The sequence below is a fragment of the uncultured Sulfitobacter sp. genome (genome assembly GCF_947499945.1).
Classification (GTDB): domain Bacteria; phylum Pseudomonadota; class Alphaproteobacteria; order Rhodobacterales; family Rhodobacteraceae; genus Sulfitobacter.
On record NZ_CANMQD010000001.1, the window covers coordinates 1821897 to 1835180 of the forward strand.

General features: G+C 57.7%; 10 protein-coding genes. 5 read left to right on the forward strand and 5 right to left on the reverse strand.

The features are described 5' to 3' along the window. Window positions 1-50 precede the first annotated feature (50 nt). Genes Q0775_RS09090 through Q0775_RS09110 form a run of 5 tightly spaced genes read left to right on the forward strand, consistent with a single transcriptional unit; the run spans window position 51 to window position 5669 of the window. Window positions 51-1001 carry a tripartite tricarboxylate transporter substrate-binding protein gene (locus Q0775_RS09090; RefSeq protein ID WP_298859469.1) on the forward strand — a complete coding sequence of 317 codons (951 nt, stop codon included), beginning with the start codon at window positions 51-53 and terminating at the stop codon, window positions 999-1001. Between the two features lie 60 nt (window positions 1002-1061). Continuing rightward, the gene (locus Q0775_RS09095) at window positions 1062-1625 is read left to right on the forward strand and encodes a hypothetical protein (RefSeq protein WP_298859471.1); all 564 of its coding nucleotides are present in this window, start codon (window positions 1062-1064) and stop codon (window positions 1623-1625) included. Continuing rightward, window positions 1625-3217 carry a tripartite tricarboxylate transporter permease gene (locus tag Q0775_RS09100; RefSeq protein ID WP_298859473.1) on the forward strand — a complete coding sequence of 531 codons (1593 nt, stop codon included), beginning with the start codon at window positions 1625-1627 and terminating at the stop codon, window positions 3215-3217. Before Q0775_RS09095 ends, Q0775_RS09100 begins: the two co-directional genes overlap by 1 nt. Next, on the forward strand, window positions 3214-4737 hold the full coding sequence (locus Q0775_RS09105) for a sulfatase-like hydrolase/transferase (protein ID WP_298859475.1): 1524 nt from the start codon (window positions 3214-3216) through the stop codon (window positions 4735-4737). The genes Q0775_RS09100 and Q0775_RS09105 overlap by 4 nt, the downstream gene beginning before the upstream one ends. Beyond that, the gene (locus Q0775_RS09110) at window positions 4734-5669 is read left to right on the forward strand and encodes a formylglycine-generating enzyme family protein (RefSeq protein WP_298859477.1); all 936 of its coding nucleotides are present in this window, start codon (window positions 4734-4736) and stop codon (window positions 5667-5669) included. The genes Q0775_RS09105 and Q0775_RS09110 overlap by 4 nt, the downstream gene beginning before the upstream one ends. A 214-nt stretch (window positions 5670-5883) precedes the next feature. Here the strand turns inward: Q0775_RS09110 and Q0775_RS09115 are convergent, their stop codons facing one another. The 5 genes from Q0775_RS09115 to Q0775_RS09135 form a co-directional block, all read right to left on the reverse strand. Further along, window positions 5884-7521, reverse strand: coding sequence for an ABC transporter ATP-binding protein (locus tag Q0775_RS09115; RefSeq protein WP_298859479.1), 1638 nt, complete (start codon window positions 7519-7521; stop codon window positions 5884-5886). After that, complete coding sequence (locus Q0775_RS09120) at window positions 7518-8333, reverse strand: ABC transporter permease (RefSeq protein WP_298859482.1); 816 nt, start codon at window positions 8331-8333, stop codon at window positions 7518-7520. Before Q0775_RS09120 ends, Q0775_RS09115 begins: the two co-directional genes overlap by 4 nt. Further along, window positions 8330-9286, reverse strand: coding sequence for an ABC transporter permease (locus tag Q0775_RS09125; RefSeq protein WP_298859484.1), 957 nt, complete (start codon window positions 9284-9286; stop codon window positions 8330-8332). Before Q0775_RS09125 ends, Q0775_RS09120 begins: the two co-directional genes overlap by 4 nt. A gap of 3 nt (window positions 9287-9289) precedes the next feature. Next, entirely contained in the window at window positions 9290-10897 is a 1608-nt protein-coding gene (locus Q0775_RS09130; protein WP_298859486.1) for an ABC transporter substrate-binding protein, read from the reverse strand. A 121-nt stretch (window positions 10898-11018) separates the two neighbouring features. Continuing rightward, entirely contained in the window at window positions 11019-13016 is a 1998-nt protein-coding gene (locus Q0775_RS09135) for a CocE/NonD family hydrolase (protein WP_298859488.1), read from the reverse strand. Window positions 13017-13284: the final 268 nt, after the last annotated feature.

Below are 13284 nucleotides of genomic sequence, written 5' to 3' on the forward strand. Positions count from 1 at the left end.
ACGGGGCAACCTTCTTGTGACTTTCTGGATTTCAAATCTGGGAGGATTCTATGAAAAACCTATTTGTAGCCGCAGCCGCGGCCATTTCTATCGCAGCATCCGCTGTTGCTGTTCAGGCGCAGGACTGGACCCCGCCAGGTCCGATCAAACTGATGATCGCCTTTGCCGCAGGGGGTGGTGCAGATACCCAAGCACGCCTGATCGCGACCGAGCTTGAGAACCGCTTGGGATGGGAGTTCATTCCAGAGCAGGTCACGGGCAAAGGGGGTGTTAACCTTCTCAACGAGATGAAAGACCAACCCAATGACGGAACAGTCATCGGGATGATCGTCGCGGAATCACTGGGCTACAACCTCTACACCGCAGACATTGGCCTCACGCCAGAAAACTTCACTGCGATCACAACAACTGCGGGTACCCAGATGGGTATCGTTGCGGGTGCTGCAACAGGCTGGACCTCGTTTGAAGATATGGTCGCTGCGGCGAAAGGCGGCCAGGAGATCCGCTTTGGCGTGATGAGCCAACGCCTGGGCGAACTCGCATACCTTGTGGGCAAGGCGCAGGGCATTGACCTCAACATCATCTCCGTAAAAGGGGGGCGCGCCGTGCTCAATGGCGTGACTGCCGGTGATATGGACGTGGGCTTTATGGCGGGTATTCAGGCACCGGGTGTAAAAGCAGGGGACCTTGTCAATCTAGCCTCCGGCATGGCTAAGCCACTGGATCAAACACCCGATGCACCAACGCTGCCTGATCTCGGCGTAGATTTTGACGGAGCGGCAATTTTCATGTTCGCAGGCCCCGCTGGCATGCCTGATGATGCGCGCAACGCGATCGCCTCTGCGATTGCCGAAGTAACATCTGACCCAGAAACCGAAGTTGGTGCACTGATCGCGCGTGCTTTCGGCGGCCCGCTCACAATTCAAGGTGCGGAACTTGATGCGATGGTGGCACGCGACTTCGCTGAATCCGAGGCTCTGATCAAAGCGGCTTCTGAATAAGACTTCACTTCTACGGGCGTCCTGAAAGGGACGCCCGTATTGCATTTGCAGGAGCATTCCATGACAGGGCAATCGCGATCCAACCTCTATCTCGGGCTGTTCTGCATCGCTTTCGCTTGTGTGCTGATGTTCATCTGGATTCCGCTGGACACAAAGACAGGGATCGTCGTCAAAGCACGCGGCAAATACAATATCGGGGACGGGTTGGCCCCCACAGTCGCAGCTGTTTTTGTCTTGTTGGGCGGCCTCCTAATGCTGCTGGAACGAAACGCTACCGAACAATCCGTGATACGAAAAAACCAACTTAAATTTGTGGCAAGCCTGACTTTGGTGATCATCGCAGGCTTCACGATCATGCGGTTTGCGGGGCCTGTCGCGGTCGAGTTAACCAAACTCTTCCGCGCCGAGCCTCTGGAGTACCGCCTGCTGCGCGCCACGGCGGGATGGAAACACATCGGGTTCATTTTGGGCGGAACGTTTATGATCAGCGGTCTGATCGCCGTTGTTGAGCGGAAACTCACCCGCCGTGCCATCCTGACTGGCATCATAGCTGTACTTGTCCTTATTGCAGCGTTTGATTTGCCGTTCGACGATCTGCTTTTGCCTCCCAACGGCGATGTCTGATGGATGTTCTTGCCTATATCTGGCTGGGTATCCAAGCTGTCTTTCTAGGGCCTGAGGCATTCAGCATCTTGGGTATTCCGGTATCCATCACAGTCATGATGGTCTTGTGCGGCTTTCTATTTGGCATAGTTGTCGGGGCTACACCGGGGTTGGCGGGTCCCTTTGCTATGGCAATCTCCCTACCGATCCTGATTTCGATTTTTGGCTACTCACCCGATGCCTTACTCCCCGTCATGGGCTTTTTGATTGGCATTATGAAGGGGGCCACGATAGGGGGCGCTGTGCCCGCAATCCTGTTCAACACCCCTGGCACACCGGACGCGTTTATGACCACGTTGGACGGCTTTCCAATGGCTCAAAAAGGTCAGGCGAAAAAGGCACTGCGGGTGGCGCATTTCTCCTCCGCTTCTGGTGATACGTTTTCGGACATTGTGCTGTTTGTCTGCGCCCCCTTCCTTGCCATCATTGTTGAGGCCTACCTCGACCTGCCTGAAAAGACGGGTCTCTTGATCCTCTCCCTCAGCTTCATCGCCGCTGTCATCGGCGGGTCGGCCGGCAAAGGGCTCATCTCGATCGGACTGGGATTGTTGGCCGTCTATGTCGGCACGGGCGAGGATTTTTATCCGCGACTGTCGCTGGGGGCGGACGGCCTTTCGCGCGGATTTCCCATCACCACGGCGGTCCTCGGTGTGTTGATCATCGGGGCGGTGTTCAAAGAACTCGAAGAGGCGTGGCGTAACACCCAAAGGACAACACCCGTCCAAGCCCCCGTTGAGAGCGGTGATCAAAATCTACATTGGGCAGACATAAAGCGGCTGTTTCCGTTCATCGCGCGCTCGGCGTTTATTGGAACCGCCATCGGTGCGCTGCCGGGGGTTGGGTCCACACTCGCCGCGACACTGGGTTATACGGTTGGACGTGCGCGCCATCAAAAGATCAGAGCCGCCGATGCCCCCCGATTTGGTGAAGGCGCGCCCGAAGGGATTGCTGCAACCGAGGCCGCAAATAGCGCCGTGTCAGGCGCCAACCTGATCCCCGTGCTGTCTTTGGGTATTCCGGGTAACGCGGCGGCAGTGTTTCTGATCCTCGCGGCGGAATCCATCGGCGGGTTCAACCCAGGCCCTGCGGTGTTCCGCTTTTCGCCAGACGTGGTGAATCCCGAACTGGTCATCGCCTTTGGCCTCTTCACCTGTATGACAATTGCCAACCTGTTCAACTGGACCATCGGCGGGGTTTTCATGCGGTCGATGGGGTTCATGATCAACATCCCCAAGACGCTGCTCCTGCCTGCGGTGCTTTTGCTGACCCTTACCGCAATTTATGTGCAGGAGACACGGATCGAGGCGATCTGGTTCGCCCTCGGATTTGGCGTTTTGGGCTATTTCATGCGGGTGCTCGGTATATCGCCGCTCCCTTTTGTGATCGCCTTTATCCTTGGCCGCAGCCTTGAGGAAACCGCACGGCAGGCCTATTCAGCTACCGGCAATGATCCGTTCTTCTTGCTGAATAATCCCATCGCCTTAATCTTTGTTCTAATGTCCGTTGCCGTGATACTTTTTGCGGGACGCAAACCCAAAGGAACCGCGCCATGAGCAGACCCAACATCATCCTGATCTCAGCCGATCAGCACCGCGCTGATTGCATGGGCTTCAAGGGGCGTAACATCAAAACGCCCCATCTGGATCAACTGGCCGCTGAGGGCACGGTTTTTGACGCCTGCATCACGCCGTCGGTTGTGTGCCAACCTGCGCGGGCGTCCATTCTGACAGGGCAGCTGTGTCGCACCCACGGCGTGCATGACAACGGCATCGACCTGCCGCCCGAGGTAGGGGAAAAGGGTTTCGCAGGCGCGATGGCAGCTGCGGGCTATCAGACCAGCTACTTCGGCAAGGCGCACTTCTCAACCTACCACACGTATGAACCCACCGGCACACCGGAATGCCTGCGCTCATCTGCAAGCTATCCCGACACATGGAATGGCCCCTACATGGGATTTGAACATGTCGAGCTGATGTTGGTCGGTCACAACTGGTGGGCGCCTGAAAAACCGCCCGCAGGTCAGCATTACGAGCGTTTCTACCATATGGACGGCAAAGGGGACGCGCGCACCAAGCTGATGTGGGAAAACGCAGGCGACACAAAAGGAGCTGCGCAGGTATGGCACTCGAAACTGCCTGTGGCCTACCACAACACACCTTGGACTGCCGACCGCGCGATTGAATGGTTGCGCCATGGCCGCGAGGATGAAAAACCGTTTTGCACATGGATCAGCTTCCCCGACCCGCACCACCCGTTTGACTGCCCCGAGCCGTGGTCGCGTCTGCATGATCCAGCCGAGGTTGATCTGCCAGAAAACCGCACACGATCCTACGAGGGCAAGCCGTGGTGGCACGAGGCGGCAATGGAGGGCGAACCGGCGGACCCCAAATTCGCGGACATCCGAAAAGCCTACAGCCGCATCCCGCCCCAAACCGATGAGCAGCTGCGCGAGATTATCGCCAACACCTACGGCCAGATCGCCTTTATCGACCATCAGGTGGGGCGAATTATGAACGCACTGATGGAAGAAGGTTTGGATGAAAACACCATCGTCATCTTCATCTCGGATCACGGCGACTGGATGGGCGACCACGGTTTGATCCTGAAGGGGCCGATGCATTACGAGGGGTTGTTGAAAGTGCCGATGATCGTCAAAGGCCCTGGTGTGCCCGCTGGCAAAGTTGTGAACGAGCCGGTATCGACCCTCGATCTGGGGCCGACGTTTTGCGATTACGGTGCAGCTGTTCCGCACCTCACCCAGCATGGCGAAACCCTGCGCCCTCTGATCGAAGGGGATGCCACCCGCGACTTTGCCCGTAACGAATGGGGTCTCTTGCCGGGCCGTGTCGGTGTAGCACTTGAGTTGCGGACTGTGCGCACGCGCACCCATAAGCTCACCATGGACCTGATTTCTGGCGCGGGCGAGATGTACGATCTCGCGACAGACCCAGACGAGATGGTGAACCTGTTTGACGCGCCCGAAGCTGCCGATGTTCAAGCCTTATTGCAAACCTATATCGACAGCCGCCCCAGTGACGTTCTGCCCGATCAAATTCCGGTTGGAACCGCGTGATCAAAGGGTGCTGCACCCCAAGTAGGTCTGAGACAGTAAAACAGACCATCGCGCCAAAACCTGCCCCGCGCAGTGCCAGTGACTTTCTGCATGAAAGCGTCGAGATCACGGGCGGCACTGCGCTGGTAGGGACAAACAATCCGCTTGTCGCGGACGATGGCGAAGGCCCGTTGCGCAAAACGCAGATCAAGCCTTTCAGACTCGGAAGGACCTGCGTCACCAACCGTTCCTTCGCAGATTTTGTGCAGGCGACCAGCTATGTCACAGAAGCCGAGCGTTTCGGCTGGAGCTTTGTGTTCTGGTCGCAGGTTCCCGCCCATATCCAAACAGACGGCATCCCGGGCCTCGAATGGTGGCGCAAAGTGGAAGGGGCCTATTGGCGTGATCCCGATGGCAGCACCACGGACATCATTGAGGCAGCGCCAGAGGATCCCGTTGTCCACGTGTCGTGGAATGACGCTGTAGCCTATGCTGCATGGGCTGGAGGACGCCTGCCCACCGAGGCCGAATGGGAGCATGCAGCCCGCGGCGGTTTGGGCGATGTGCCGTTTCCGTGGGGCGCACGGGAACCAGACGACTCTGGTCATTTTCCCTGCAACATCTGGCAGGGCGTATTCCCCAAATCCAACACCGGCGGCGACGGATATGTCGGTTTGGCGCCGGCAAAGTCATTCCAGCCAAATGGCTTCGGTCTTTACAATATCGTTGGAAACAACTGGGAATGGACAGCCGAGCCGTTCAAGATCAAGTCCCTCAAGAAAAGCGTAAAGACCAAGCTCTCGCAGATGCAGGGTTTCAAATTGCTCAAAGGCGGGTCGGCCCTGTGCCACAAAAGTTATTGCTACCGTTATAGAATAGCTGCGCGAACAGGGAATTCACCAGACAGCACCACAAGCTATCAGGGCTTCCGCGTCGTATGGGACATCGCTTGATTTTCCCCACGCACCGTCTTTAAGTGCCCCACTTACTCTATGTGGGACGAGCGTAAAACGAAACATGCGCAAATTTCGAAAGCCAAGATGCGATCACTGCTTAGCTCACAAAAATGTAAGTTTCCCGATACCAGACATTAGCGGCGGCGCATAAAATCGGCAAAATGGACTCAAAGCCGCCATCCGCTGCGGTGAGGCAATACGGTACTTTGCTTTAATTCCCTGCGCTCTCCATTTTGCGGTTGGCAATTGTCTCTTCGAGCCAGCCTAGGCGCATCTCTGGGACAGAGCTGAGCAGGAGGTCGGTGTAGTCGTCGAAGGGCGGTGCGAGCACTTGGGATTTCGGGCCGTAGCGGACGACTTCGCCTTGGAACATCACTGCGATGCTGTCTGCGATGGCTTTTACCGTCGCCAGATCATGGGTGATAAAGAGATATGAAACGTCTTCGACTTTCTGGAGCTTGAGCAGCAGTTTGAGGATGCCGTCCGCCACCAATGGGTCCAGCGCGGAGGTGACCTCGTCGCAGATGATCAGCTTGGGCTTGGCCGCCAATGCACGTGCGATGCAGACGCGTTGTTTCTGGCCACCCGACAGCTCGGCGGGGTAGCGGTCTTGGAAACCATCGCCGAGCTCGATCTCGTCAAGGAGCTCTTGGATGCGTTTTTGTTTCGCTTTGCCCTTTAGGCCGAAGTAGAACTCTAGCGGGCGCCCAATGATCGTGCCGACGGTCTGGCGCGGGTTCATGGCAGTGTCGGCCATCTGGTAAATCATCTGGAGCTCGCGCAGATCGTCCAAGGGACGTGTCGCAAGGTCCGGCGTCAGGGTGCGTCCGTCGAAGGTGATCTCGCCTGCGGAAGGAGGGAGTAGTCCCGTGATGACACGGGCGAGCGTTGATTTGCCCGAGCCGCTTTCACCTACAACGGCCAAGGTCTGACCGGGGTGGATGTCGACGTTGATGTTTTTGAGGACATCGAAGTCGGTTCCCTTGTAGCGTGCGGTAATCCCCTCGACGCGCAGGAGCGGGGTGTCAGTCGGTGCTTTTTCGATGTGTTTGATGGAGCGGACGGAGACAAGCGCTTGGGTGTATTCTTCGCGTGGGTTGTTGATGATCTGGTCAGTAGTGCCATATTCGACCATCGCGCCTTGTTGCAGCACCATGATATGATCGCTGACCTGCGCCACCACGGCGAGGTCATGGGTGATGTAGAGGGCGGCCACGCCTGTGTCGCGGATGGCGTTTTTGATGGCGACCAGCACGTCGATCTGGGTGGTGACATCCAGCGCAGTTGTCGGCTCATCGAACACCACCAGATCGGGCTGGGGGCAGAGTGCGAGGGCAGTCATGCAGCGTTGGAGCTGGCCACCAGAGACTTGGTGTGGATAGCGCGAGCCGATGTTTTCGGGGTCGGGCAGGCCGAGTTTGTCAAAGAGGGCTATGGCGCGGGCTTCGGCGTCAGATTTGGAAAACTTGCCTTGGCCGATTGCGGCCTCGGTGACTTGTTCCATGATCCGTTTTGCGGGGTTGAACGAGGCTGCGGCGGATTGGGAGACGTAGGTGACTTCGGCTCCGCGCAGGCGGCGTTTGTCGGGCATGTTTGATTGCAGCACATCGCGGCCGTTGACCCAGACCTCACCGCCCGTCAGTTCAACGCCGCCGCGCCCGTAGGCCATGGCGGCAAGGCCGATGGTGGATTTGCCTGCGCCGGATTCACCGATGAGGCCGAGGACTTTTCCCGCTTCAAGATCGAAATCGACGCCGTGCACGATGTCGATGTGGCGGGATTTTTCGCCGGGGGGATAGATGGTTGCACCAATTTTGAGGCCGCGTACTTTCAGCAGTGGCTCGCTCATCCGCGGCCCCCTTTCAGTGAGGTGGTCCGCGAGAGCACCCAGTCGGCGATCAGGTTGATCGAGATGCACAGGGTCGCAATGGCATAGGCGGGATAGAGCGCCGCTTGGATGCCGTAGTTGATGCCTTCCTTGTTTTCTTTCACGATGCCGCCCCAGTCAGCTTGGGGTGGCTGTACGCCAAGGCCGAGGAACGACAGGGTTGAGACAAAGAGCACCATGAAGATGAAGCGTAATCCCATCTCGGCCACGAGAGGCGAGAGCGCGTTGGGCAGTGTTTCACGGAAGATGATCCATGCGATTTTCTCGCCGCGCAGACGTGCCGCTTCGACGTAATCCATAACGGTGATGTCCACGGCCACGGCGCGGGCAAGGCGGAAGACGCGCGTTGAATCGAGCAGGCCCATCAGGATGATCAGTGTCCAGATTGTCGTTGGCAGAACGGAGAGCACGACCAGCGCGAAGATCAGCGAGGGGATCGACATGATGAGGTCGATGAATCGGCTAAGGGCTTGGTCGACCCAACCACCAGAAACAGCAGCGAAGAAGCCAAGAGTTGCACCTGTCACAAAGCTTAGGATCGTTGCGGCAGTGGCGATGAAGATCGTCGTGCGTCCGCCGTAGATCATGCGGCTGAGCAGGTCGCGGCCGATGCTGTCGGTGCCAAGCAGAAATTCAGAGGAGGAGGGCTCCCAAACGTCGCCGACGACTTCGGCCATACCATAGGGGGCAATCCACGGCGCGAAGATGGCGCAGAAGAAAAAGACAGAAGTGAAGAGGAGGCCGAGCAGAGCTGCGGGGGGGATGCGCATCATTTTGGGTGCCGTAATCTGGGATTGGTAACAATTGAGACAATGTCAGCAATCAGGTTCAGGCCGATGTAGACAGCCGCGAAGATCAGGCCGCAAGCTTGGACCACGGGGACATCGCGTTTTGCGACGTGATCGACCAGATATTGGCCCATGCCGGGATAGGCGAAGACGACTTCGACAACCACAACGCCCACCACGAGGTAAGCCATGTTGATCATCACCACATTGACGATAGGGGCGACTGCGTTGGGGAAGGCGTGTTTGCGGATGACGGTCAGCATGCGCAGACCCTTTAGTTCTGCCGTTTCGATATAGGCCGATTGCATCACATTGAGGATCGCGGCGCGGGTCATGCGCATCATGTGGGCGAGGACGACGAGCGTCAGCACCATGACGGGAATTGCAATCGCGTTGAGTTTCTCACCGAGGCTCATGCTATCGTTCATGATCGCGACAGAGGGGAACAAGCGCCACTTGATCGCGAGCCAGTACACAAGGATATAGCCGATCATGAATTCGGGGATCGAGATGGTTGTAAGGGTCACGCCGGAGATGAGTTTATCGGGCCAGCGGTCTTTGTAGCGGACCGCCAGCAGACCAAGGAATATTGCGAGCGGGACCGAGATCGCGGCCGCCCAGAAGGCGAGGAACATTGTATTTTTGAGACGCCCGCCGATGCTGTCGGCAATGTCGCGGCCATTGGTGAGTGCTGTGCCGAGGTCACCCTGCAAGACACCGCCCAACCAGTTGAAATATCGTGTGACAGGGGGCGTGTTCAGCCCCAGTTCCTCACGCAGGTTTGCGAGAGATACGGGCGTGGCACCCTGTCCGAGAATTTGTTGCGCCACATCGCCGGGCAACATGGTGGTGCCAGCAAAAATGAGGATGGACGCGGCGAAGAGGAGCAGGATGCCCAGCGTTAAACGCTGGGCAACCAATTTAATAATAGGATGCACGGATTATGCCGTCTTCCATGTGTACTTGAAGGTCTTCCAGTACATTTGTGGACCGCTTGGGTTGCCCACATAGCCTTGGACGTCATTGGAGATCGCATCCACGAAGTCGTTGAACATTGGCAGGATAACGCCGCCTTCTTCGTTCAACATTTTGCTCATCGCGGCATAGATTTCTGTACGCTTGGCCTCATCCAGTTCGGCGCGGGCCTCAAGGAGCATTGCGTCAAAATCGTCACGCTTCCAGCGTGTGTCGTTCCAGTCCGCAGTGGAAAGGTAGGCTGTCGCGAACATCTGGTCTTGGACCGGACGGCCACCCCAGTAGGAAGCACAGAAGGGCTGTACGTTCCAGACTTCGGACCAGTAACCATCGTTTGGCTCACGCTTGATCTCCAACGGGATGCCTGCCGCTTGGGCGGACTGCTGGAAGAGCGCTGCTGCATCGACCGCACCGGGGAAGGCACCGTCTGCAACGCGCAGAACGATAGGCGAGCCGTCGTGACCGGACTTTTTGTAGTGCTCTGCGGCTTTTTCGAGCGAGAACTCACGCTGTGGCAAGCTGTCGTCGAACAGCGGGTAGGCTGCGTTTATGGGCGTGTCGTTGCCAATGCCGCCGTAACCCTGCAGGATTTTGTCGACCATTTCCTGACGGTTAATCGCATACTTGAGCGCCAGACGCAGATCGTTGTTGTCCAGCGGTGCAGTGTCGACGTGCGCGATAAAGACGTAGTGACCACGGCCAGATACGTTTTTCACCGTGAGGTTTGGTGCGCGGTCCAGCAGTTTTGCGATCTTTGGCTCGACGCGGTTGATTGCATCAACTTGGCCGGATTGCAGGGCTGCAGTACGGGCTGTGGCATCGTTCAGAACGATCAGCTCGACTTTGTCATAGTGGGCGACTTCTTCTTGTGTGCCACCCCAATAATCAGCGCGACGTACGGCTGTGGCGCGAACGCCCGGCTCGTAGTCTTCCATGGTGTAGGCGCCTGTGCCGATAGCGGCAGTTGGATCGTCAAAGCCACCGTTGGGCTGGATGATCAGGTGGTAATCGGCCATCAGGAAGGGAAGGTCGGCGTTGCCAGTCTCCAGCTCACAGATGAAGTTGTTACCGTCTACGGACATGGACTTGATGCCAGTCATAATGCCGAGGGCACCTGATTTGGATTCTTCGTTGGAGTGACGCTCCATCGTTTTCATTACGTCTTCGGCGGTCACTTGTGCGCCTGTGGAGAAGGTACAGCCCTGACGCACGGTGAAGGTCCAGACGCTTGCATCTTCGGAACCAGACCAGCTTTCGGCGACCAGACCGCGCAATTTGCCATCTTCGCCGAGCTCGACCAAAGGTTCGCCCCAGAAAAAGCCCGTGGCGAGTGGCACGTCGGACGCCCAGCCTGCGGGGTCTTGTGTGTTTGTGCTCTCGCCGCCTGAGACGCCCATGCGGAATGTGCCGCCTGCGACGGGTTTGGCGTGTGCATCAGCTTGGGCCGTGCTGGCCAGCATTGAGTTGGCAACGGCGGCAGTGACACCCAGTGCTGCGGCGCGGGCAACGAATTCACGGCGGGTCATCAGACCGCTCGTGACGGCTGCGCTCAGCTTTTTGAGTTGATTGTTCATAGTGTAGTCTCCCAGTTGGAATCGCACGTCTTTTGCGTGCGCTTTTTTTGATTGGTGCATCAAGTTTGCGCATTTGGGCGCAGGTCGCAAGGGGTATTACCCCGCGCCCCGCCCCTTGACACTATAGATGGTCGCGCGGGATCGCGTCGGATTGTTCGCGGGTGTAGATCAGTTTGTCGTTCTCCCACGCTTCGATTTTCGCGGTCAGGTAGAAGGTTGTGACATCTGAGTGCATGGTGCATTGGGCGCGGGTCCGCAAACGGATATCATCACGCTCGATCTCATCCTCCCAATCGCAAAACCCACGCGCGGACAGCGGATCATCGGGATGGATGTCCCACCGCTCCCGCGCAATGGACCCCGATATAAGGCCGTGTTCCGCATCGCGCAGCTTGCCAAAGTCATCTTCGATGACAAGGCTGTGGATGCCTGTCGTCATGTCGACTTCCTGACGGCGGATATGGTTTTCGGGTCGTATCTCAATCGTTTGCCAAGGTGCCGCAGCTTCGGGCGGTAAGAAGGAGACTTCGTCACCTCCGGCAGTTGGGCGCTGCGGCAGGGTCAGGCTGCCTTGGGTCAATGTGATCTGCGTGGCCTCGGGGGAGGGCCAGATAAGTGGCCAATAGGCAGTGGAGATTGAAACTCTGATCCGGTGCCCTTTTGGCACGCGGTAGGCGATATGATCGAGGTCGAGGGTGATTTCCTCGGCCTTGTTCGGGGGCATCGGTTGGGGATCCGCGGCGCTGTTGCGGTGCGACAGGTTCAAGACGCCATAAGTGATGCGTGTCGCCGCCCCGTCTGGATGGATGTGGTTGAGGCGCACGGCGATCTGGCCTTGGGGTTTGTTACATTTCAGGGTGAGGGTCAGACGAGGTGCGCCGACCAAATCCATATCAGCGTCGAGGGACGCCGAGGTGAAGACGGTCGAGAGCGCATCATCGCCGCGCTGGTCGCCTGCCATTTCAGGACCAAGCCAGATTGCGCAGTATTCGCCCGCCGCCGCACCGCAATGGGCGGGGGAGGCGATCTTTGCCTCCAGCATCTGCGGCGCCTCATCAAGGCCGCCCGTTTCGGTGAGGTGAAATGTCTGGACAGGCAGGTGTTGAGTGGCGCCGTGATTTTCCGCGATCCAGCGACCCGGCCTTTCTGTGAACCATGTCGCGGGGCGCAAACCGTCCATCAAATAGGCGCGATAGTCGGGGTCTGCCTCTACGCCCGTATCGATCCCTTTAAGCCAGCGATCCCACCAGCGCAGGGCTTCTTGCAGAAATCCTATGCGTGGCTCTGGCGCAGCGAAGTGGGGGTATTTGTGCACCCACGGACCCACAATACCTTTTGCGCCATCCAGTGCCTCGACCAGTTTTGGCACGGCATTTTTATAGGCGTCGCCCCAGCCACCGATGGCCAGCACTTTTGCTTTGATCTTTGAATAATCCTCACAGACGGAGCCATGTTGCCAATAGGCATCGCGGCGTTGGTGCTGCAGCCATACGGCGGGGAGGAACGGCTCGTTCTCCAACCGCTCCAGCCACATCTCGCGCCAGTTCTCGCGCAGGGCGGGATCGGGCGCGCGGGAGGAATAGCTCCACATGGTGGCACCCCAGCCAAGATTTTCGTTGAGCAAACAGCCGCCTTTGTAATGTATGTCGTCCGCAAAGCGGTCGACGGTGGAACAAAGTGTAATGATCGCCTTGAGCGCGTCAGGGGCGAGCGCGGCGACCTGTAGGGAGTTGAAGCCACCCCAGCTGATCCCCATCATGCCGACATGCCCGTTACACCATGGCTGCGCAGCGGCCCATTGGATCACTTCGACGGCATCGGCAAGCTCTTGGGCGGTGTATTCGTCCTCCATCAGACCTTCGCTGTCGCCATTGCCGCGCATGTCCACCCGTGCACAGGCGTATCCGCGTGCGGCGAAATAAGGATGGGTAAGCGCGTCACGTGCGCAGGTTCCATCTCGTTTGCGGTAAGGGAGGAATTCGAGGATCAGCGGTACAGGATCGTCCACCGCATCCTCGGGTTGCCAAATTCGCGCCGAAAGGCGGGTGCCGTCTGCCAGGATGATTGCGTGATCGGGGTCTTCTGCGACAGTGCGCAGGTCATTGTCATTTTTTACCATACTCCGAACGTCTGTTTCAGCACAACAGATGTCAACGACAGAGTGTTTGTGGCGAAACTAAGGCACTCAATTGAAATGTGACCTTACGTGACTGAGAAGGAGGTCAATCGATGTCCATATGTCGGGCATTTGTGGCTCCAGACCCACACATATGGCGTAAGGGGGGAAATATAGGTGATAAAGTTCTGGATTTCCCCGCGAACTTCTGTGTAATGTGACGTAATAAAGGTGAAATCACGGCGCGCACGAACGGGCTGGGTAGCAGCAA

What these genes read in the sequence shown, in the direction of transcription:
- Q0775_RS09090 (WP_298859469.1), top strand. Translation starts at nt 51, where the DNA reads ATGAAAAACCTATTTGTAGCCGCAGCCGCGGCCATTTCTATCGCAGCA.
- Q0775_RS09095 (WP_298859471.1), top strand. Translation starts at nt 1,062, where the DNA reads ATGACAGGGCAATCGCGATCCAACCTCTATCTCGGGCTGTTCTGCATC.
- Q0775_RS09100 (WP_298859473.1), top strand. Translation starts at nt 1,625, where the DNA reads ATGGATGTTCTTGCCTATATCTGGCTGGGTATCCAAGCTGTCTTTCTA.
- Q0775_RS09105 (WP_298859475.1), top strand. Translation starts at nt 3,214, where the DNA reads ATGAGCAGACCCAACATCATCCTGATCTCAGCCGATCAGCACCGCGCT.
- Q0775_RS09115 (WP_298859479.1), bottom strand. Translation starts at nt 7,521, where the DNA reads ATGAGCGAGCCACTGCTGAAAGTACGCGGCCTCAAAATTGGTGCAACC.
- Q0775_RS09120 (WP_298859482.1), bottom strand. Translation starts at nt 8,333, where the DNA reads ATGATGCGCATCCCCCCCGCAGCTCTGCTCGGCCTCCTCTTCACTTCT.
- Q0775_RS09130 (WP_298859486.1), bottom strand. Translation starts at nt 10,897, where the DNA reads ATGAACAATCAACTCAAAAAGCTGAGCGCAGCCGTCACGAGCGGTCTG.
- Q0775_RS09135 (WP_298859488.1), bottom strand. Translation starts at nt 13,016, where the DNA reads ATGGTAAAAAATGACAATGACCTGCGCACTGTCGCAGAAGACCCCGAT.